The organism is Agrobacterium sp. NPDC089420 (assembly GCF_044900305.1).
Taxonomy (GTDB): Bacteria; Pseudomonadota; Alphaproteobacteria; order Rhizobiales; family Rhizobiaceae; genus Agrobacterium.
Genome location: NZ_JBJDMY010000016.1, coordinates 101,970 through 122,280 on the forward strand (window position 1 = coordinate 101,970; position 20,311 = coordinate 122,280).

The following is a 20,311-nucleotide window of genomic DNA, read 5'->3' on the forward strand; positions in this document are numbered from 1 at the left end:
TCTTGCGATAATCTGGCGCACCAGTGTGCGGAGACAGCATGGCCAAGGAAATCGAACGGAAGTTTCTTGTTGCGGGCGGTGAATGGCGCGATGAGGTGACGCATAGCATGGCTTTCCGGCAGGCTTATGTCGCTTCGCTGGACAATCGTTCGGTCCGGGTCAGGATCGTCAACGGGCGTGACGCGACACTGACCATCAAGATCGGCGCAAGCGCGCTTGTGCGCGACGAATATGAATATTCCATTCCCCTCAAGGACGCGGAAGAGCTGATGGCCAGCGCGCCGGGCGTGGTGATCGAAAAGACGCGTCACACGGTGGATCATGGCGGCTTCACCTGGGAAATCGATGTTTTCGAAGGCCGTTATCAGGGGCTGGTGGTGGCGGAAGTGGAAATGAACGACGAGAATGCCGATCCGGACCTGCCCTCCTGGCTGGGCAGGGAGGTAACGGGCGACCGCCGTTTTTCCAACCAGTCGCTCGCCATGGACTGTCCGAGTGGAGACTTGCCGGATGCCCTTCAGAATTGATCCGAAGAAACCCTTCGGCGATGAAATCCGCCGTGCCGGGCTGGAACTGATCGAGGATGCGATCACCATCCTGCGCGATCAGCCTTCCGGTCCGCATGAGGCAGTGCACGGCGCCCGCAAGCGCTTCAAGCGGCTGCGGGCGCTGTACCGCCTCATCCGCAAGGCGGCGCCCGATTTCAGCCGCGCCGAAAACGCCCGTTTCCGCGATATCGCCCGCTCGCTCGCCTTTGCGCGCGATGCGGCGGCGCTGGTGGAAACGGCGGAATATCTCGAGGCTTTCGCCCTTTCCGATACGCAGGGCGAGGCGCTACGCTCGATCACGGCGATGCTGCGCCAGCGCCGCGACGATGCCCTTCAGCATGAAGCCGGTCTCGACGAGGCGATCGCTACGGCCATCGCCGGCTGCGAGGCGGGACGCGAAAGGCTGGAAGCCCTTTGCCTGCCGGATGACCTGAGAAAGACGCTGCGGCTGGTGAGAGGCAGCTGGGCGAAACAGAGGGCGAAAGCGCGCAAGGCGCTTTCCGATTGCCACGACCGGGCGGACGTCGAACATTTCCACGAATTGCGCAAGGCGGGACAGGCCTACTGGATGCATCTCGGCCTGATGCGCCGCCTCTGGCCCTCGGCCATGCGCGCCAAGCGGGCCGATACCAAGCGGCTGGTCGATATTCTCGGCCATGAGCATGATCTCTCCGTCCTTGCCGCCGTCGCCGACCGGGAACCGGAACGTTTCGGCAATGGCGAGCGGCTGGCGCTGCTCCTCGATGCGATCATCGCAAGGCAGCAGGCCCTGCGCAGCGAAGGTCTTGAGCTGGCCGACGAGGTGTTTTCCGAATCCGCCCGCACCGAAAGCCGCATCGTCGCCCTGTTGTGGCGGCAGGCGGCGAAATAGGCGGGAGAACCCGTAAAATCTCGGGATTTGACGATTTTCAAAATACCGCCCCGCGCCGATAAATATTGCTTTGCGGCCGCCGTCGCTGTATTTCAGCGCCCATGACCGACACGACCATTCTCCCCCGCCCGGAAGTCTCTGGCGATTTCCTAGTGGCCGCGCTTTACCATTTCGCCCGCCTGCCGCGGTTCGAGAGCCTGCGCGAGCCGCTGTTTGCGCTCTGCCAGGAAAACGGCGTCAAGGGCACGCTGCTGCTTGCCGCCGAAGGCATCAACGGCACGATTGCCGGGCCGGATGCGGGCATTCATGCCGTGCTTTCCTTCCTGCGCGCCCAGCCCGAATTTGCCGCGCTGGAGCATAAGGAAAGCCGTGCCGCGCATATGCCTTTCGTGCGGCTGAAGGTGAAGCTCAAGAAAGAGATCGTCACCATGGGCGTGCCGGATATCGATCCGAACCGCATCGTCGGCACCTATGTCGAGGCGCGCGACTGGAACGCGCTGATTTCCGATCCCGATACGATCGTCATCGATACCCGCAACGATTACGAGACCGCCATCGGCGTCTTCAAGGGCGCGGTCGATCCGAAGACAAAAACCTTCCGCGAGTTTCCCGACTGGGTGAAGAACAATCCCGGCCTGCACAACAAGCCGAAGATCGCCATGTATTGCACCGGCGGCATCCGCTGCGAAAAGGCCACCGCCTTCATGAAGGAACAGGGTTTCGACGAGGTCTATCACCTCAAGGGCGGCATCCTGAAATATCTGGAGGAAGTGCCGGAAAAAGAGAGCCTGTGGGAAGGCGCCTGCTTCGTGTTCGACGAACGCGTTTCCGTGGTGCACGGCCTTGCCGAGGGCGACCACCAGCTCTGCCACGCCTGCCGCAACCCGATCACGCCGGATGTGCGCCTCTCTCCCAAATTCGAGGACGGCGTTTCCTGCCCGAGCTGTTACGACGAGCGCAGCGAAGAGGACCGCCAGCGTTTTCGCGACCGGCAGCAGCAGATCGAATTGGCGAAGAAACGCGGCGGGCGGCATCTGGGGCGGTGAGCCGAAGCCCGCACCGATCTATTCTCCGTCATACCGGACCGGATCCGGGATGACGCAGTTCAAATCACTCACGCCCCGGCCCGGAGAGCAAACAGCGGCGCATCCTGCCCGTCCAGCATGGCGGTGATCTCTTCGGCGGCCACCGGCTTGGAAAACAGATAGCCCTGCAATTCATCGCAACCGCACAGATGCAGGATCGCCGCCTGTTCTTCCGTCTCCACACCTTCGGCCGTGACCGGAATATCGAGCGATTTCGCCAGCGCCACGGTCGCCTGCAACATCTCCAGCGACCGCCCGCCCTGCTGCAGCGCCACGATCAGCGACCGGTCGATCTTCATCCGGTCGAAACCGAAGCGGCGCAGATATCCGACACTCGCAAAACCGGCGCCGAAGTCATCGAGCGCAATATGCAGGCCAAGCTGTTTCAGCTTGTCGATCGCCGCGCTCGCCCGCTCGGGATGCTGGATGAAATAACCTTCCGTCATTTCCAGCCGCAGCCTTTCCGGTGGCGTCCGCGTGACGTCGAGAATATCCGCCACATGGCCGGAAAAGGCCGGATTGCGGAATTGGACCGGCGAAATATTCACGGATAGCTTGATGGATGGCCATTGCCGCGCCGTCTCGCAGGCCTTGTGCAGAACCAGCAGGCCGAGCCGGTCGATCAGGCCGCTGGTTTCGGCGGCGGCAATGAAAATATCCGGCGGCACGAAGCCATAACCGGGCCTCTGCCAGCGGGCCAGCGCTTCCACCCCGGTGATACAGCGTGTGGCGGCATTCACCACCGGCTGATAGACCACCGAAATTTCGTCGTTCAGGATGGCGCAGCGGAGATCGGCCTCGAGCTGCAATTTTTCCTCACGCAGCGCATCCATCTTCAGCTCGTAGGAAACGTAACGGCCGCGCCCGTTCTCCTTGGCCTGATACATGGCCATGTCGGCGCGCCGCAGCAGTTCCTCGCCATTGATATCGCCGGCGCGGGAAACGGAGGTGCCGATGCTGCAACCGATGCTCGCCACCCTTTCGCCGATGCTGAAAGGCTCGGTAAAAAGTTCAAGCAGCGACAGACACAGCTTGCGGCCTTCCGACCAGACGTCATTGCCCTGAATGGCGATGGCGAATTCATCGCCGCCCAGCCGCGCCAGCACGGCGTCTTCCGGCACCAGCACCCTGAGCGCCGCGGCAACCCCCTTGATCAGCCGGTCGCCGGCGGCATGGCCGTAGGAATCGTTGATCTCCTTGAAGCCGTCGAGATCGAGGTAAAGCAGCTTGATATCGCTCTTGTCATGCCGGGCCTTGCCGACCATGCGGTTGAGTTTCGCAAACAGGCCGGCGCGGTTGCTGAGCCCGCTCAGCCGATCGCGCAGCGCCTCTTCCCGCGCCGCGGCTTCATCCGCCTTCAGCCGGTCGAGCGTGGCCGAACCGATGATCAGAAGCACCAGGAAAAACGTGCCGGCAATACCGAGCGCGGTGAAGACGACAGGCCGCGCCTCATGGAAACTGACGTCTCCCGGCAGGTGCGAACGCCAGACGAGGCGCGCCAGCACTTGTCCCATGGGATTGACGATATCCACGTGGTTGGCGGCAGGTCCGTCGCCATATTGCAGTTCCAGACCCTCGATCACATAGTTGCGGGCAAGCTTGTCCACCGTCGCCTGCTTGAGGTGGCGGGCGAAAATCAGATAACGCCGCTCCGCGCCGACCGGCGGCAGCGCCCCGGATTTGAGCCGGACAAGCGCCACACCGGCGGCGGCAATGCCGTCTTCGGTTTTGACAAAACCGGTGACATGCGAGGTGATGCCGGGACGCATGGCCTGGACGCGCTCGATCATCTCCTGCAGGCCACCCGCGAAATAGCTGCCATAGGCCCATTTGACCGGCATGCCGTTCTGATAGGCCATGCGGACCTTGCCGTCCTCATCGATGACCACGGCCGTGTCGAAAAGGTCGTTATTGACCGTCATCTCGCCGTAATTGCTGGCCACCCAGTCGAAGCGGTCGGGAGCATAGACATATTCGGCGGCATCGTCCCAGGCGGCATAGTCGTTCAGCGTGGCGCCAAGCTGCTCGCGGAAGGTGATGAGGGCACCCGCCGTCGTTTCGCGCGAACGGGCATTGTCGAGCAGGTTCGCCTTTTCCCGGACCTGGCTGAGGGCGGAGAGCACAAGCGCCGTGACGATGAGAAGCACCAGCGCGAATGTGGACAGCACCACACCCACGGCGGTTCTGCGCCCGACCGGCAGATAGTCTCCAATGTTGCGCGGCGCAATCCGCATAAAATCCCCTTCGAAAGCATCATCTTGCGAAGGAAACATTCAGAAGGCGTTAAGCCGCATTGTGGCCGAACCCCAAAAAACTACGGGTATAAAACGACAGTCTGCACGGAGCGCTGAAAAATCCTTCCCTGGAATGGCAGGGGTTTTTCAGAGATGGCGGATTTGTGCCCATTCTGAAAGAAAAAAGACCTCCCCCAACGGATGGGAGAGGTCCTCATTTTTACGGTAACGGCGGTTCTTACCAGGACGGGATGACCGTGCCGTTATACTTTTCCAGAATGAAGGCCTTCACTTCCGGGCTGTGGTAAGATTCCACCAGCGTCTTCACCCAGGGCTTGTCCTTGTCCTGCGCACGAACGGCGATGACGTTCGCATAAGGAGACTTTTCGCTTTCGATGGCGATCGCATCCTTCTTGGGGTTGAGACCCGCTGCCGTCGCGTAGTTGGTGTTGATGACCGAAGCGTCGGTATCGTCAAGCGAACGCGGCAGCTGGGCGGCGTCAAGCTCGACGATCTGGATGTTCTTCGGGTTTTCGGTGATGTCGGCAGGCGTTACCTTCAGGCCGGCCTCTTCCTTCACCTTCAGCACGCCCTTGGAGGCGAGAACCAGCAGGGCACGGCCGCCATTGGTCGGGTCGTTCGGAATGCCGATGGTTGCGCCGTCCTTCAGCTCGTCAAGGCTCTTCACCTTCTTGGAATAAACGCCCATCGGGGTGGTGATGGTGGTGCCGACGCTGACGAGATCGAACTTGCGGTCGGCGATCTGGTTGTCGAGGTAAGGCTGGTGCTGGAAGGAGTTGGCCTGCAGCTCGCCATCGGCGAGCGCCTGGTTCGGCACGACATAGTCGGAGAATTCGACGATGTCGATATCGAGGCCCTTGGCGGCGGCGATCTTCTTCACCTGCTCCATGATCTGCGCGTGTTCGGCGGGGGTGACGCCGATCTTGATGGTTTCCGCCAGCGCCTGGCCGGCGGTGAAGAGAGCGGCGAGCGAAGCCGCGAGAATGAGTTTCTTCATGGGTGTCTCCTTGGGTTGTTATTATAAAGGCAGTTAATTCTTGCGGGTCCGCTTGTCGAAGCTGCGGGCCAGCCTGTCGCCGGCGCTCTGCACCAGCTGCACCAGCACGATGAGCACCAGAACCACGGCCAGCATCACGTCCGGCATGAAGCGTTGGTAACCGTAGCGGATGCCGAGATCGCCCAGCCCGCCGCCGCCGACAGCGCCGACCATGGCCGAATAGCCGATGAGGCTGACCAGCGTGAGCGTGAGCGCCAGCGTGATGCCGGGCTTGGCTTCGGCAAGCAGCACCTTGGTGACGATCTGCAACGGGGTGGCGCCCATGGCGCGGGCGGCCTCGATCAGGCCCTTGTCCACCTCGCGGATCGCCGCTTCCACCAGCCTTGCGATGAAGGGCACGGTCGCGACCGTCAGCGGCACGATGGCCGCACTGGTGCCGATCGAAGTGCCGGCGACGAGACGGGTGAAGGGAATGATCGCCACGACAAGGATAATGAAGGGCGTGGAGCGCGCCGCATTGACGATGAGGCCGAGGATCCGGTTGGTCATCGGCGCCGGAAACAGCTCGCCCTTGCCGCTGGTGGCAAGGAAAACACCCATTGGCACGCCGATCAGCGAGCCGACGATGCCGGCGACCGCAACCATGTGCAGCGTTTGCAACAGGCCCTTGGAGAGAAGGCTGAACAGCATATCAGGCGACATAACCAAGCACCTCCGTGTGAAGACCGGTTTCCGCATAAAAGCGGCTGGCGCGGGCGGTGACCTCGGCCGAGGCGGGATAGGAGACCACGAGCGAACCGAAGGGCGCGCCGGAGATTTCCTCGATGGTGCCGGCGAGAATGTTCACGTCCGGGCCGATTTCAGCGACCAAACGGGCCGTCAGCGGCTGGAAGGCCGTTTCGCCGAAGAATACCAGCCGCACCAGAACGCGGTCGCCTTCAGCCGCCTGCGGTTTCAGTCCCGAAGTGACCCAATGCGGCAGCTTCACGCCGACCGAGGACGACAGCAGGCTGCGGGTCGTCTCGTGTTTCGGCGCGGTGAAGATGTCGAAGGTCGTGCCTTCCTCGACGATCAGGCCCCTGTCGATGACGGCGACCTGCGAAGCGATGGTTTTCACCACCTCCATCTCATGGGTGATGAGCAGCACGGTGAGGCCGAGTTCGGCATTGATGCGCTTCAGCAGCTCGAGAATGGATTGCGTCGTTTCCGGATCGAGCGCCGATGTCGCCTCGTCGGAAAGGAGCAGCTTCGGCTGGGTGGCGAGCGCGCGGGCAATGCCGACACGCTGCTTCTGGCCGCCGGAAAGTTCGGCGGGATACCGCTTCGCCTTGTCCGAAAGCCCGACGAGATCGAGCAGCGGCGCGACACGGGTCTCGATCTCCTTCTTGCCCATGCCGGCGATTTCAAGCGGCAGGGCGACATTGTCGAAAGCGGTACGCGACGACAGGAGATTGAAGTGCTGGAAGATCATGCCGACGGACCGGCGCAAGGTGCGCAGGCTCTTTTCGTCGAGCGCCGCGACATCGACGCCATCGACGACCACACGGCCGGTCGAGGGTTTTTCAAGGCCGTTGGCGAGGCGGATGAGCGTGGATTTGCCCGCACCGGAGCGGCCGATGATGCCGGTGATGGAGCCTTTCGGCACGGTGTAGTCGATACCGGCAAGGGCCGCGAAGCCGGGCTTGCCGCCCGTGCCGCCAAAGGTCTTGGTCACGCCTTCAAACGTGACCATCGGCTCCTTTGCCGCCCCTTGCGGGACCGCCTGTTCTGAACGCGCGGGCGAGGCCGCACTGGATGGAAAACTCATTGTGAACTCTGGGAATGCGTGACGGATCGGGTCTCAAAAAATCCTGTTGCGGTGCTGAACCGCTCTCTTCATGCAGCCTTCGGGCACATTCGATGACAGCTGATTTTCCGGGTCATTTCGTCAGGCTTTCACTCAGAAATGCCGGGGATCGGCAATTCGATGGCGCATACTTGCCCGCAGGCGCCACCTTTTAACAGGGATGTTTTTTCAATTATCCGAAAAGAGAGAAAAAATCTACCGCAAAGCCGCCTTTGCGGCCCTGCGGCAGTCAAGCTTTTGCGAGCGGCGTAAAATCAGACGCGGCTGACGAATTCTTCGGCCGGACGGCGCACCTTTTTCAGGTTCACCAGCCAGTCGCCATCCGGCTGGCGATAACCGAGCGGCAGGATGGTGACGGAGCGCAGGCCCTTTTCACGCAGGCCGAGAATCTCGTCGAGCTTGGCGGGGTCGAAACCTTCCATCGGGGTGGAATCCACACCCTCGAAAGCGGCCTGGGCCACGGCCATGCCGAAGCCGATATAGGCCTGACGGGCGGCGTGTTCGAAATTCACCTGCTGGTCGCGCTGCGGATAGGTGGTGAGCAGCATCTGTCGATAGGCTTCCCAGCCTTCATTCCGGATGCCGCGTTCTTCATTGACCAGATCGAACATGTGGTTGATCCGCTCTTCAGTGTAATTGTCCCACGCCGCAAACACCAAGAGATGCGAACCATCCGTCACCTGCGCCTGGTTCCAGGCGATCTCGCGGATCCTGGCGCGCACGTCCGGATCGGTGACGACGATCACTTCGAAAGGCTGCAGGCCGCTGGAGGTGGGGGCAAGCCGCGCCGCCTCGACGATGCGCTCGACCTTGTCTTCCGACACGGCCTTGGAAGGATCCATTTTTTTGGTGGCGTAACGCCAGTTGAGTTTTTCGATAAGCATCTTCGTTTTCCCTGGGAGGACCGGCCCGCCCTGCCCCTTGGGCGACAGAACGGGCGCTACGTCTTTGTAGCCTGCCTGACATAGGAGGCGGGACGGCGGGTGCAAGCAGGCACCGCGCGGTAACCGGGGAAAAAGTTAGGAAAACTGATAATAAGGGGAGAGAACTTTATTGTGGAGAGGCTTCGTGCCCTCGCCTGTTATCGGATACGGCACGTAAAGTTCATGCACGCCCCGCCCCACCCTCATTCCTGTGCTTGTCACAGGAATCCAGCCGACGTGCGTCTGCACGGCGAAAAGAGTCCTTTCAGCCCAAAGACTTGGGCTGGCTGGATCCCTGTGACAAGCACAGGGATGAGGAAGAGAGCCTTACCCCTTCGCCACGCCATGGTTCCCCTTCGGAAACCCCGAAGCCAGCGCACTGTACCACTTCCCGCTGTTCTTCAGCGTGCGCAGCTGCGTGTCATAATCCACATGAAAGAGGCCGAAACGCATGCGATAGCCCTCGGCCCACTCGAAATTATCCATCAGGCTCCAGGCGAAATATCCGCGCATCGGATATCCGTCGCCGATGAGATCGGCGACGACGCCGAGGTGTTCGGCATAATAATCGAGACGCGGCTGGTCATTCACCTCGCCGTTTTCGACGCCCATATTGTAGCAGGCGCCGTTTTCCGTGATGTAGCACTGCGGCAGGTCGTAGCGCTTGTAAAGCGTCTCCACCAGCGACTGGAGCGCCGGGGCGTAAACCTCCCACCCGATATCGGTCTTCACCTCGCTGACAGCGGGAGCCGGCGTCGTGGCGGGGAATTCCGCGCCCGGGGTCGCATCGTCGGCAACGCGCATCGGCGTGTAATAATTCAGGCCCCACCAGTCGAGCTTCTGGCTGATGATGGCGAGGTCTTCCGCCTCCACGACGGGCATGCGATCGCCCAGCGCTTCCATCATCCCGACCGGATATTCACCCTTGAAGACCGGATCGAAAAACGCGCCGTTGTGGAACTGGAAGGCCCGTTCGGCAGCTTTCAGATCGGCCTCGCTATCGGAAGCGGGAATGACGGAATGGGCGTTCAGCACCAGTCCCACCGGCACCTTCGGCGCGACATGGCGGGATGCCTCGACACCGAAACCATGGGCGAGATTGATATGATGCATGGCGGCAAGGGCCGCTTCCATGTTGCGTTCGCCCGGCGCATGGATACCGTAGAGATGGCTGAGCCACACCGCGCACCAGGGTTCGTTGAAGGTCGCCACCGCATCCAGCCGGTCGCCGAGGCGGGCCATGACGGTCTTGGCATAACGCTGGAAGGCGTGCGCAGTGGAGCGCGAGGCCCAGCCGCCGTCGCCCATCAGGGTCAGCGGCAGGTCCCAATGGTAAAGCGTCGCATAGGTCTTGATGCCGCGCGCCTTGCAACCGTCAACGAGGCGATCGTAAAAATCGAGCCCCTTTTCGTTGATCGGCCCGAAACCGTCGGGAATGATGCGCGGCCAGGCGATGGAGAAACGATAGGCCTCGACACCCATCTCCTTGATGAGATCGAGATCCTCTTCCCAGCGATTGTAATGATCGCAGGCGATATCGCCATTGTGTCGCCCGAAGACATGGCCCGGCATGTTGCAGAAGGCGTCCCAGATGGAAGGCTTGCGGCCATCCGCTTTCGTGGACCCTTCGATCTGGAACGAGGCGGTTGCGACCCCGAACAGGAAATCACCGGGGAAACGGGCTGCAAGCGCTTTGGGATCGGTCATCGGAGAGGCCCTTTCGTCATCCATCGAGCGTGAAAAGATCAGCAGCGGTTTAGACCATGTCGCTTGCCAGGTACAGTCGGGCGGGCAGAAATCTACAACGTTTCAGACCATGCAGTTAACAGATCCAAAGCGCTTTGCATGCACGAAAGCCGCCGCAGCGGTTTGCCGTCGGCGCAGGAGGCAGGCCCGGCGAATGCGGGTGGAACGGGAGGTGGTGAAAGTCTTTGCATTCGCCGGGCCGCATCATTGAGACCGTCATCATGGCCTCTCGTTTACAGCCTTGTCACGACATCTATCCGATCGGCTCTCCCCGCCTCTGGCCTTGCGGGACGCCTCTCCGAAACACGGTCTGCCAGAACCATGCTTGTCGATGCCGGCCTCCGGTTCGCGAAAGACGCCGCGCGTATCGCCTTTCCGTTCCGGTTGCGGGAAGAATGATGCGGCAAAAATGGCGGATGGGGACGGACGGGACCGTATTTTTCTGGAAGTTGCTGAAAAATGAAGAGCGGCGGCGGAAAACCTTCCCCGCCTAGGGGTGGGCAACGCAGAGCATGTCCCCCTCACCCGACCCTTAAGGCCTGCCTTCCTCCACACCCTGCGTCATCCTCGGCTCAAGCCTCGGAATGACGTTGGAGCGTTGCGACGGGGATCGCCAGGCCGAAACGGCAAAAGCGGGAGATGTTCTCCCGCTTTCCTTTTGGAACCTATGACCCAATCAGACGTAACGATTGACCACGTTTTCGAGATATTCTTGGCGACCGGACTTCGGCTCGGGATTGATATCCTCGCGCTCGACCAGCGCTGCGATTTCGTCGAGCTTCAGCTCGCCACGCAGCATCTTCTGCGCCTCGGCAGAATCCCACTTGGCATAACGCTCGGAAAGCGGCTTCGACAGCGCGCCGTCCTCGATCATCTTCGCCGCCGCCTTCAGGCCGCGGGCGCAGCAATCCATGCCGCCAATATGGCCGATCAGCAGGTCCTGCGGGTCGAGCGACTGGCGGCGCAGCTTGGAATCGAAATTGGTGCCGCCATTCTTGAAACCGCCGCCGGCAAGCACGTGGTAATAGGCGAGCGCCATTTCCGGCACGTTGTTGGGGAACTGGTCGGTGTCCCAGCCGGACTGGTAATCGTTGCGGTTCATGTCGATGGAGCCGAAAATGCCGAAGGCATTGGCCATGGCGAGCTCATGCTCGAAGGAATGGCCGGCAAGGATGGCGTGGCCCTGCTCGATATTGACCTTCACTTCCTTTTCGAGACCATTCTTCTGCAGGAAGGCGTAAACGGTGGCGACGTCGTAGTCATACTGGTGCTTGGTCGGCTCCTGCGGTTTCGGCTCGATCAGGATCGTGCCTTCGAAACCGATCTTGTATTTATATTCCACCACCAGATTGAGGAAGCGGCCGAGCTGGTCGAGTTCACGCGACAGATCGGTGTTGAGCAAAGTCTCGTAACCTTCGCGGCCACCCCACAGAACATAATTCGCGCCGCCGAGCTTCTTGGTGGCATCCATGCAGGTCTTCACCGTGGCGGCGGAGAATGCAAAGACATCGGGGTCCGGATTGGTTGCCGCACCGGACATGAAACGGCGGTTGGAGAAGAGGTTCGCCGTGCCCCACAGCAGCTTCACGCCGGTGTCGGCCTGCTTTTTGGCAAAATAATCAACGATCTCGTTGAGGTTCTTCGTATTCTCGGCGAAGTTTTTGCCTTCCGGGCGCACATCCGCGTCATGGAAGCAATAAAACGGCGAACCGAGCAGCGAGAAGAATTCGAAGGCGACATCGGCCTTCAGCTTCGCCGCCTGCATCGTATCTTCGAACCACGGACGCAGGAAGGTCTGACCACCAAAGGGATCACCGCCCGGCCAGGTGAAGGTGTGCCAATAGGCGACCGCAAAACGCAGGTGATCTTCCATGCGCTTGCCGGCGACGATTTCATCCGGGTTGTAATGGCGGAAGGCCAGCGGATTGGTGCTGTCGGGACCTTCATATTTGATCTTGGCGATATCGCCGAAGAAGCCGGTGGTCATGGTGATCCTCCTCTTTGGGTGGGTTTGGGTGGTGTAAAAAATTCGGGGTTGGAGCGGGCTGCTTACCCCCCTCTGTCAACACATCAATGCGAAAGCGTCCTTATCGCCGGATAAAGCGCGTGATACCGCCGGTAAGCCTCCTCATAGGCACCGGCCAGCGCCGCCACCGGTTCGATCGTCCGCGCCGTCTCCGGCTGCGCGCACACCGCCACCGGATCGGCCCCGGTCGCCGCAATCAGGCCAAGACGCGCCGCACCGAAAGCCGCGCCGAAGTCGCCTTCGGCCGGAATATCCACGGGCACGCCGAGCGAGGTGGCGATGGAGGCCAGCCAATAGGCCGAGCGCGAACCGCCGCCGATGGCGGTGACGCGGGAAATCGAGGTGCCGGCCGATTTCAGCGCTTCGAGATTATCCCGGATCGCAAAAGCCACGCCTTCCAGCACCGCCTGGGTCAGCGCCTTGCGGTCGCTTTCATGTGAAAGGCCGATGAAGGAGCCGCGAATGGCGGCGTCATTGTGCGGCGTGCGCTCGCCGGAGAGATAGGGCGCGAAAGTGACGCCGCTCGGTGCAAGCAGCGTCTCGCCCAGCTCACCGGCCAGCGCGGCGGCGGACTGGCCGGTGAGGCGCGAATACCAGTTCAGCGCATCGGTGGCGGAAAGAATGACGCCCATCTGGTGCCAGATGTTCGGCAGCGCGTGGCAGAAGGCATGCACGGCGCTTTCCGGCTTCGGCAGATAGGAGGCATTGGCGGCGAAGAGAACGCCGGAGGTGCCGAGCGACACGAAGGCATGGCCTTCCTTCACCGTGCCCATGCCGCAGGCTGACGCCGCATTGTCACCGGCGCCGCCAGCAACGACAGTGCGGCCGGAAATGCCCCATTCGGAGGCCAGTTCGGCGCGCAGAACGCCCGCCTCATCCGTGCCTTCCACCAGTGACGGCATGTGCTTCTCATCAAGCCCGGTAGCGGCAAGCAATTCGGAGGACCATTTGCGCGCACCGGTATCGAGCCATGAGGTGCCGGCGGAATCCGACATTTCCGAGATATAGTCGCCGGTCAGCCACAGCCGCAGATAATCCTTCGGCAGCAATACCTTGGCCACTTTTGCGAAGATTTCGGGTTCGTTCTTCGCCACCCAGGCAAGTTTCGGCGCGGTAAAACCGGGGAAAACGATATTGCCGGTGATCTTGCGGAAGCGCGGATCGGCGTCCAGCGCGGCCGCCTCGGCATAAGAGCGCGTGTCGTTCCACAGGATGCAGGGGCGCAGCACCTTGCCGGCCGCATCGATCAGCGTCGCGCCATGCATCTGGCCGGAAAGGCCGATGCCCCTGACGGCGGCAAGCTCCTTCGGAAACGTCTGCTTCAGGCCGGCAACGGCGGTTTTCGTCGCGGCAATCCAGTCCGCCGGATCCTGCTCGGACCAGCCGTGATGCGGGCGCGAAACCTCCAGCGAGCCATTGGCCGAACCGATGATTTTCTGATCGCCGTCCATCAGCAGGGCTTTGACGCCGGATGTGCCAAGATCGAGACCGAGATACATGTATTTCTCCATTCCGGCGCTCCATGCGCCACTTTCAGCGTTTTTGAAAAGTCACCGCATTTCCGGACGGAAAACCGGCGGCGACTTTTCCTGGAAATGCCTTCGTCAGGGCAGATTGTCCCTGAGGAATATGTCGATACGGATACGCTCCTGCGCGGCGATGACGGGCTGGCCGTCGGCGCGCGCCTTCAACACGCGGATGGCGCTGCGTACCTCGTGACCGGCATCCTGGTTGAGCACGGCGTCCAGCACGCCTTCGCGTAGCGCATTGGCGGTGTTTTCGGTCAGTTCATGGGCAATGACCGAAAGCTGCCTGTCGCCGCCGGCGGCTCTCAGCGCCCGGATGAGGCCGCGATTGCCGGCGCCGAGGCTGTAGATGCCGGATAGGCCGGCATTGCCAAGCGCTCCGGCAACCAGCGCCTCGACGGTTGCCGGGTCGTCCTTGCCCTCCAGCACCGGCAGCAGCCGCAATTGCGGAAATTCGGCTTCGATGACGGCGCGAAACCCTTCCAGACGCTCGCGATGGTCGCGCACCAGCATGGAACCGGCGACGACCGCGATATCGCCGCCATGGCCGGAAAGGAAACGTCCGATAAGGCTCGCCGCCGTGCGCCCGGCCGCCACGTTGTCCACGCCGGCATAGTGGTCGCGGCGCGAGCCGGAAAGATCCGACACCAGCGTCACCGTGGCGATGCCGTCTTCCGCCAGCCGGTCGGCGGCTTGCGCCACATCTTCCGAATCGGTGGCGACGAAGGCCACGCCCGACGGTTTTTCCCGCCGCGCCACCTCCAGCGCCTCGGTCAGCGCCGTGGCATTGAACGGCGGCACCTCGATGATGCGGATCGCCGTGCGCTCCAGATGGGCGCGGGTCGCGGCGGCACGCACTTCGGCGCGCAGCGTCGCCATGAAGGAATTGTCGTTGCCCGGCAGGATGAAGACCAGCGAATAATTGCGGCCCTTGGCCAGATTGGCGGCGGCGATATCGCGCACATAACCAAGCTCGGCAATGGCCGCCTCCACGCGGGCACGGGTGGCAGCGTGAACGCCCGGACGCATGTTCAGCACCCGGTCTATGGTGGCGAGGCTGACGCCCGCGCGCTCGGCGATATCATGGACTGTCGGTTTCATGGCGCCTCCCCGCCTTTTGCATATCCAGCTTTGCGGCTGAGGTAAACTGAAAAATGATGTACGTACCTCATATTTAATTTCTGGACGCGGAGATGCCGGTTGATTTTCTCCGTCCGGAAAGAATTCTGGTGTCCCTACACACTCGGCGTCATCCTCGGGCTTGACCCGAGGAACCATGGCAGCGTCTGGAGATGGATCCTCGGGTCGAGCCCGAGGATGACGCCGAATACGTGGTGAGCGAAGGCCTTCGCCATGCCCGGCCAAAAAAAGGGGGCCGTCATTTTCGACGGCCCCAGCGCTGCGGTGGATGGGAGGGGATTCTTGTCAGTGCGCCGCGTCCGGCGGCGGCGCCGCCTTGGGTTTCTGGATCAGCACGGTCATGAAGATCAGGCTGGAGAACAAAATCGTCAGCGCGAAGAACACATCGGCGAAGGCCAATATCCAAGCCTGCTGCGAGACCATGCCGACCAGTTTCTTGACCGCGACGGATGCGCCGTCCAGACCGTAGGAATCGTAGTTCGCGCCGACGCTGTTCAGCCATTCCAGCGCCTGCGGGTTGGAATAGCTGATATGTTCGGCGAGCCGCACGTAATGGTCGTCCGTGCGCTGCGACAGCATGGTGTTGATGATGGCGAGGCCAACCGCGCCGCCGAGGTTGCGGGTAAGGTTGAACAGGCCGGACGCATTGCGGATACGGGCCGGCGGCAGGGTACCGAGCGCGATGTTGTTGATCGGCACCATGCACATCATCAGGCCGAAACCGCGCAGAATCTGCGGGATCAGCAGCTCGTAGAAATCCCAGTCGGTGGTCACATGCGTCATGATCCAGGTGCCGCAGCCGAAGCTGATGAAGCCGATGGCCATCATCGCCCGCGGATCGAGCCTGGTGGAGACCTTGCCGGCGATCGGCGCGGTGAAGAACATGGCAAGACCGGAGACGAACATGGTCTCGCCGATCATCAGCGCATCGTAACCGCGCACCCTTCCGAGATAGAGCGGATAGAGATAGGTCAGCCCGTAAAGCCCGATGCCCATGACGAAGGAGAACAGCGAGCCGATGGAAAAGTTGCGGTCCGCGAAGGCGCGGATATCGACCACCGGGAATTCGACCTTGAAGGCGCGCCAGAAGAACACGACAGCACCAATGACCATGGCCACGGAGCCAAGCACGATATGCTCGTCGTTGAACCAGTCCTTGTTGTTGCCCTCTTCCAACACATATTCCAGCGAGCCGAGGAAGACGGCCATGGAGAGCAGACCCCACCAGTCGAACTTCTTCCACAGCGAGTGCTCCGGCTTGTCGAAATCGATCAGGCTCCAGGTCAGGATCGTGACGATGATGCCGGGAATGATGTTGACGAGGAACAGCCAGTGCCAGGAAAAGGCATTGGAGAGATAACCGCCGACCGTCGGGCCGATGGTGGGCGCAAGCGTTGCGACGAGACCGATGATCGGCGAGACGACGGAGCGCTTCGACGGTGGGAAAATGGTGAAGGCGGCCGCAAAGACGGAGGGAATCATGCCGCCGCCGATAAAGCCCTGGATCGCGCGGTAGACGATCATCTGGTCGATATTGGTGGCGGTGGCGCAGAGCGCGCTCGAAATCGTGAAACCGGCAGCGCAGGTGGCGAACAGCACCCGCGTGGACAGGATGCGCGCCAGCGTGCCCGACAGCGGGATCATGATCACTTCGGCGATCAGATAGGAGGTCTGCACCCAGGCGATCTCGTCCGAGCCGGCGCCGAGGCCGGCCTGGATTTCCGCCAGCGAGGCGGAGACGATCTGAATATCGAGAATGGACATGAACATGCCGAAGACCATCGCGAAAAACGCGATGAGCCTGCGCCTGTCCATCGGGGGATCGGCGGGGATGGACGCCCCGCCCGTACCGACAACCGTAGCCGCCATGATCTTGCCCTCAACGAAGCCTTATTTGGCCTGCGGGTTAGCTTGCGCCGTTTTGGTGGTTTCCGGCGCCGTGCGGGTATCGACATCGACAACGACGCTGAGGCCCGCGCGCAGATTGTGCTTTTCAAGGTCTTCCCTGGAGAAGACGATACGCACCGGCACACGCTGGATGACCTTGGTGAAGTTGCCCGTGGCGTTTTCCGGCGGCAGCATGGAGAAGACCGAACCCGAACCGGGCGAGATCGACTGCACCGTGCCTTCGATCGTCGCATCGTCAAAGGCGTCGACATGCACGCGCACCTTCGAGCCGGGCACGACGCGGGCAAGCTGCGTTTCCTTGAAATTGGCGTCGATATAAAGCTCGTTCATCGGCACCAGCGACGCCAGCCGCTTGCCGACGGACACCAGATCGCCGTTCTGCACCGCCAGATTGCCGATGACGCCGTCATAAGGCGCCTTCAGAACCGTGAAGGACAGGTCGCGGGCGGCCTTGTCGCGCGACAGCTGCAGCGAGCGGATGGTGCTTTCGGCTTCCTCGCGCTGGGCGCGCAGGAGCTCGACATTGGCCTTGGCCGAGGTGATGGCGGCATCGCCGGCCACGGCATTGGCCTTGGCCTGGTCGAGCGCCACCTGGGCACTGTCGGAGGCGGCGACCGTGCCGACATCCTTGGCCTGCAGCTCGCTGGCGCGCTTCTGGGTGATTTCAGCGCCGCGAAGGGCCGCATCCAGCGAACCCTTCTGGGCGACGGCCTGCTCCAGCGACGCCTCGCCGCCGACGATCTGCGCGTCGATGCGCTTCAGCGACAGTTCCTCGGTGCGGATCTGCGCCTCGGCCTGTTCAAGCGCGATGCGGTAATCGCCGTCATCCAGCGTCACCAGCGGGTCGCCCGCCTTGACTTCCTGGTTCTCGACCACATTGACCTTGGCAACGTAACCGGACACCTTCGGCGCGATGACGGCGATATCGCCTTCTATATAGGCATCGTCCGTCGAGACCATGAAGCGGCCGTCGATCCACCAGTTGTAGCCATACCAGCCGGCACCGGCCAGAAGCGCGACGGCGATGACCGGCAGAAGCGGCGAGCGCTTCTTCTGCTTCGGTGCGGCAGTCGTCTGGGGCTGTTGCGGCGGAGCCTCTGCCGGCTTTGCGGGAGAGGTCTCGGCCTTGGCGGAAACATCCGCCTCTTCCGCATCGTTGACGGCGCGAACCGCGCTATTCTTCTGGGCCGACATGAGAGTGTACCGTGATAGATTGAAGAAAGTTTTTCGAACTGAACCGTTCGGTTCGATTGACATAATCTCTTTCCTGACACATATCAAGTGTTATCGAACCGATTGGTTCGACGTTCAGTCAATTTTTTTAACGCCATTGCGGTGCGAGGAGGCGGTAACGATGGCAGGGGAAGACATGGATATCGAAACGGACACGGAAACGGGTTGTCCGGGAAATCCCGCCGGGCGTTTTGCAGCCGGCGAGGACCCGGCAAAACGCGGGCAGATTCTGGCCGGCGCCTGGCGTGTGTTCAAGCGCAAGGGCTTCGATGCCGCCAGCATGAACGACATCACCCGTGAAGCGGGCGTTTCCAAGGGCACGATCTATGTCTATTTCTCCAACAAGGAGGACCTGTTCGCCGCCCTCGTCGACAATCACCGGCAGGAATTCGCCACGTCCATGCGCAACATCCTGGCCGGCACCGAGGAGGTACGCGAGGGTCTGAAACAATTCGGCAAGGCTTTCGCCAACAAGATGATCTGCTCCGAGATGATCCCGGCCATGCGCTCGGTGATCGGCGTCATCGACCGCATGCCGAAACTGGCGCAGCGTTTTTTCATTGCCGCGCCCAACAATGTGCGCACCGTGCTGCAGGATTTCATCGAACACCACGTGGCGCTCGGCCACCTGAAGGTCGATGACGTGGAACTGGCCGCCCGGCAATATATCGAGCTTTCCACCGGCACATTTTTCAAGCTCAGGCTGTTCGGCGAGATCGAAGGCCCGGTTCCCGAAGAGGAGCTGGACCGGGTGATCGCGAGCGCCATCAAGGTCTTCATGGCCGCCTACGGAACCGACAGGGCCTGAGATCATTCAGCAACGGCGTCGACGCCGATACGCGGCCCGCGCGAAATTTCGATGAAATCTTGCGTGGCGGAGCCTCCGTCTCCTTGTTTCTCGCGTATTGCGTTATAAATTCCACCCGCCGAATGTGTCGGCTGGCCTGTTGCTGAAAGGAAATTCCCCCTGATGGAGTCCGTTCTCCCGCTTCTGTCTGATCCCGCCGCCTGGGTGGCGCTCGTCACGCTGGTGGTCATGGAGGTCGTGCTCGGCATCGACAACCTGATCTTCATCTCGATCCTGACCAACAAGCTGCCGCCGGAACAGCGGGAAAAAGCCCGCAAGATCGGCATCGGCCTGGCGCTCGTCATGCGCCTCGGCCTGCTCGGCACCGTCGCCTGGATCGTGCAGCTCACCACGCCGGTCTTCGAAGTCTTCGGTCACGCCTTCTCCTGGAAGGACATGATCCTGATCGCCGGCGGTCTCTTCCTGATGTGGAAGGCCACCAAGGAAATCCACCACAATGTCGACCCCGAAGACCACAAGGAAGACATGGTGGGCGGCCCGGCGGCAATGAGCTTCAGCGCCGCCATCGGCCAGATCCTGCTGCTCGACCTCGTCTTTTCGGTGGACAGCATCATCACCGCCGTCGGCATGACGCCGCATCTGCCGATCATGATCGTCGCCGTCGTCGTTGCCGTCGCCGTGATGCTGCTCGCCGCAACGCCGCTCGCCAACTTCATCGAGCGCAACCCGACCATCGTCATGCTGGCGCTCGCCTTCCTGATGATGATCGGCACGACGCTGATCGCCGAAGGCATGGGCTTCCACGTTCCAAAGGGCTACGTCTATGCCGCCATGGCGTTTTCGGCGCTGGTGGAGCTGCTCAACATGCTGGCCCGTAATGCGCGACGCCGCAAGAAGGCGGAGGCCGCCGGCGATACGCACTAACGGCATCTCGCCACCGTCATTCCGGCCTTGAGCCGGAATCCAGCCAGCCCAAGTATTTGGGCTGAAAGGACTCCTGTCGCCGCGCAGACGCGCGTCGGCTGGATGCCGGATCAAGTCCGGCATGACGGAAATAAATTGATTTCTTGCAAAAATCATGAGCGTTTCTCATGCGCCAAGGTTACGTTTATATTCTTGCATCCAAAAGAAACGGTACGCTCTATACTGGCGTAACAAGCGACCTTTCTCACCGTTTATATGAATATCAGAACAACCTGACGCCCGGATTCACAACCCGTTATGGCGTTAAGACGCTTGTGTGGTTTGAAACATACGATCTCGTCACGGACGCAATTGCGAGAGAAAAGACGATAAAAAACTGGCCGCGGGCATGGAAGATAAAGTTGATTGAAGATCTCAATCCAGCCTGGGACGACATTGCCCATTTTCTTCTCTGACAACGCCTCCGCTCCGTCAT

At 61.4% G+C, this 20,311-nt stretch carries 17 protein-coding genes; 6 read left to right on the forward strand and 11 right to left on the reverse strand.

From position 1 onward, the window contains the following. Nucleotides 1-38: 38 nt before the first annotated feature. The 3 genes from ACI2KA_RS21685 to ACI2KA_RS21695 all read left to right on the forward strand — a co-directional run bounded on the left by ACI2KA_RS21685 (nt 39) and on the right by ACI2KA_RS21695 (nt 2,465). The gene (locus tag ACI2KA_RS21685; protein ID WP_404504524.1) at nt 39-527 is read left to right on the forward strand and encodes a CYTH domain-containing protein; all 489 of its coding nucleotides are present in this window, start codon (nt 39-41) and stop codon (nt 525-527) included. Then, nucleotides 511-1,419 carry a CHAD domain-containing protein gene (locus tag ACI2KA_RS21690; RefSeq protein ID WP_404504525.1) on the forward strand — a complete coding sequence of 303 codons (909 nt, stop codon included), beginning with the start codon at nt 511-513 and terminating at the stop codon, nt 1,417-1,419. Before ACI2KA_RS21685 ends, ACI2KA_RS21690 begins: the two co-directional genes overlap by 17 nt. Before the next feature lie 101 nt (nt 1,420-1,520). Beyond that, complete coding sequence (locus ACI2KA_RS21695) at nt 1,521-2,465, forward strand: rhodanese-related sulfurtransferase (protein WP_404504526.1); 945 nt, start codon at nt 1,521-1,523, stop codon at nt 2,463-2,465. 68 nt (nt 2,466-2,533) lie between these two features. On the opposite strand, the gene ACI2KA_RS21700 is transcribed toward ACI2KA_RS21695, so the two are convergent. The 11 genes from ACI2KA_RS21700 to ACI2KA_RS21750 all read right to left on the reverse strand — a co-directional run bounded on the left by ACI2KA_RS21700 (nt 2,534) and on the right by ACI2KA_RS21750 (nt 18,065). Then, on the reverse strand, nt 2,534-4,777 hold the full coding sequence (locus tag ACI2KA_RS21700; protein WP_404504527.1) for an EAL domain-containing protein: 2,244 nt from the start codon (nt 4,775-4,777) through the stop codon (nt 2,534-2,536). Between the two features lie 199 nt (nt 4,778-4,976). After that, nucleotides 4,977-5,756: a MetQ/NlpA family ABC transporter substrate-binding protein gene (locus ACI2KA_RS21705; RefSeq protein ID WP_404504528.1), complete on the reverse strand. Its 780-nt coding sequence runs from the start codon at nt 5,754-5,756 to the stop codon at nt 4,977-4,979. 33 nt (nt 5,757-5,789) lie between these two features. Then, nucleotides 5,790-6,458, reverse strand: a complete 669-nt coding sequence (locus ACI2KA_RS21710) for a methionine ABC transporter permease (RefSeq protein ID WP_404504529.1) — start codon at nt 6,456-6,458, stop codon at nt 5,790-5,792. Next, nucleotides 6,448-7,488 carry a methionine ABC transporter ATP-binding protein gene (locus ACI2KA_RS21715; protein WP_404504530.1) on the reverse strand — a complete coding sequence of 347 codons (1,041 nt, stop codon included), beginning with the start codon at nt 7,486-7,488 and terminating at the stop codon, nt 6,448-6,450. Before ACI2KA_RS21715 ends, ACI2KA_RS21710 begins: the two co-directional genes overlap by 11 nt. Before the next feature lie 368 nt (nt 7,489-7,856). Continuing rightward, on the reverse strand, nt 7,857-8,486 hold the full coding sequence (locus ACI2KA_RS21720; RefSeq protein ID WP_404504531.1) for an NAD(P)H-dependent oxidoreductase: 630 nt from the start codon (nt 8,484-8,486) through the stop codon (nt 7,857-7,859). Between the two features lie 366 nt (nt 8,487-8,852). Continuing rightward, on the reverse strand, nt 8,853-10,232 hold the full coding sequence (locus ACI2KA_RS21725) for a GH1 family beta-glucosidase (RefSeq protein WP_404504532.1): 1,380 nt from the start codon (nt 10,230-10,232) through the stop codon (nt 8,853-8,855). A 715-nt stretch (nt 10,233-10,947) separates the two neighbouring features. Continuing rightward, nucleotides 10,948-12,258 carry a xylose isomerase gene (gene xylA, locus ACI2KA_RS21730; RefSeq protein WP_404504533.1) on the reverse strand — a complete coding sequence of 437 codons (1,311 nt, stop codon included), beginning with the start codon at nt 12,256-12,258 and terminating at the stop codon, nt 10,948-10,950. A gap of 83 nt (nt 12,259-12,341) precedes the next feature. Further along, nucleotides 12,342-13,796 (reverse strand): xylulokinase, encoded by a 1,455-nt coding sequence (gene xylB, locus ACI2KA_RS21735; RefSeq protein ID WP_404504565.1) that lies wholly within the window; start codon nt 13,794-13,796, stop codon nt 12,342-12,344. A gap of 105 nt (nt 13,797-13,901) precedes the next feature. Then, nucleotides 13,902-14,924: a LacI family DNA-binding transcriptional regulator gene (locus tag ACI2KA_RS21740; RefSeq protein WP_404504534.1), complete on the reverse strand. Its 1,023-nt coding sequence runs from the start codon at nt 14,922-14,924 to the stop codon at nt 13,902-13,904. 324 nt (nt 14,925-15,248) lie between these two features. Next, entirely contained in the window at nt 15,249-16,832 is a 1,584-nt protein-coding gene (locus ACI2KA_RS21745; protein ID WP_404504535.1) for a DHA2 family efflux MFS transporter permease subunit, read from the reverse strand. Between the two features lie 21 nt (nt 16,833-16,853). Beyond that, a complete protein-coding gene (locus tag ACI2KA_RS21750; protein WP_404504536.1) occupies nt 16,854-18,065 on the reverse strand; it encodes an HlyD family efflux transporter periplasmic adaptor subunit in 1,212 nt (403 codons plus the stop codon). A 160-nt stretch (nt 18,066-18,225) separates the two neighbouring features. On the opposite strand from ACI2KA_RS21750, the gene ACI2KA_RS21755 reads away from it, so the two are divergent. From ACI2KA_RS21755 to ACI2KA_RS21765, 3 genes are all read left to right on the forward strand, one after another. Continuing rightward, nucleotides 18,226-18,912: a TetR/AcrR family transcriptional regulator gene (locus ACI2KA_RS21755; protein WP_404504537.1), complete on the forward strand. Its 687-nt coding sequence runs from the start codon at nt 18,226-18,228 to the stop codon at nt 18,910-18,912. Nucleotides 18,913-19,074: 162 nt separating this feature from the next. Next, on the forward strand, nt 19,075-19,836 hold the full coding sequence (locus ACI2KA_RS21760) for a TerC family protein (protein WP_404504538.1): 762 nt from the start codon (nt 19,075-19,077) through the stop codon (nt 19,834-19,836). Between the two features lie 167 nt (nt 19,837-20,003). Then, nucleotides 20,004-20,291: a GIY-YIG nuclease family protein gene (locus ACI2KA_RS21765; RefSeq protein WP_404504539.1), complete on the forward strand. Its 288-nt coding sequence runs from the start codon at nt 20,004-20,006 to the stop codon at nt 20,289-20,291. Nucleotides 20,292-20,311 lie beyond the last annotated feature (20 nt).

Bases quoted from the DNA above. Each gene is read 5' to 3' on its own strand.
- ACI2KA_RS21685 (WP_404504524.1), top strand. From the start codon at position 39: ATGGCCAAGGAAATCGAACGGAAGTTTCTTGTTGCGGGCGGTGAATGG.
- ACI2KA_RS21690 (WP_404504525.1), top strand. From the start codon at position 511: ATGCCCTTCAGAATTGATCCGAAGAAACCCTTCGGCGATGAAATCCGC.
- ACI2KA_RS21695 (WP_404504526.1), top strand. From the start codon at position 1,521: ATGACCGACACGACCATTCTCCCCCGCCCGGAAGTCTCTGGCGATTTC.
- ACI2KA_RS21700 (WP_404504527.1), bottom strand. From the start codon at position 4,777: ATGTTTCCTTCGCAAGATGATGCTTTCGAAGGGGATTTTATGCGGATT.
- ACI2KA_RS21705 (WP_404504528.1), bottom strand. From the start codon at position 5,756: ATGAAGAAACTCATTCTCGCGGCTTCGCTCGCCGCTCTCTTCACCGCC.
- ACI2KA_RS21710 (WP_404504529.1), bottom strand. From the start codon at position 6,458: ATGTCGCCTGATATGCTGTTCAGCCTTCTCTCCAAGGGCCTGTTGCAA.
- ACI2KA_RS21715 (WP_404504530.1), bottom strand. From the start codon at position 7,488: ATGGTCACGTTTGAAGGCGTGACCAAGACCTTTGGCGGCACGGGCGGC.
- ACI2KA_RS21720 (WP_404504531.1), bottom strand. From the start codon at position 8,486: ATGCTTATCGAAAAACTCAACTGGCGTTACGCCACCAAAAAAATGGAT.
- ACI2KA_RS21725 (WP_404504532.1), bottom strand. From the start codon at position 10,232: ATGACCGATCCCAAAGCGCTTGCAGCCCGTTTCCCCGGTGATTTCCTG.
- xylA (WP_404504533.1), bottom strand. From the start codon at position 12,258: ATGACCACCGGCTTCTTCGGCGATATCGCCAAGATCAAATATGAAGGT.
- xylB (WP_404504565.1), bottom strand. From the start codon at position 13,796: ATGTATCTCGGTCTCGATCTTGGCACATCCGGCGTCAAAGCCCTGCTG.
- ACI2KA_RS21740 (WP_404504534.1), bottom strand. From the start codon at position 14,924: ATGAAACCGACAGTCCATGATATCGCCGAGCGCGCGGGCGTCAGCCTC.
- ACI2KA_RS21745 (WP_404504535.1), bottom strand. From the start codon at position 16,832: ATGGCGGCTACGGTTGTCGGTACGGGCGGGGCGTCCATCCCCGCCGAT.
- ACI2KA_RS21750 (WP_404504536.1), bottom strand. From the start codon at position 18,065: ATGTCGGCCCAGAAGAATAGCGCGGTTCGCGCCGTCAACGATGCGGAA.
- ACI2KA_RS21755 (WP_404504537.1), top strand. From the start codon at position 18,226: ATGGCAGGGGAAGACATGGATATCGAAACGGACACGGAAACGGGTTGT.
- ACI2KA_RS21760 (WP_404504538.1), top strand. From the start codon at position 19,075: ATGGAGTCCGTTCTCCCGCTTCTGTCTGATCCCGCCGCCTGGGTGGCG.
- ACI2KA_RS21765 (WP_404504539.1), top strand. From the start codon at position 20,004: ATGCGCCAAGGTTACGTTTATATTCTTGCATCCAAAAGAAACGGTACG.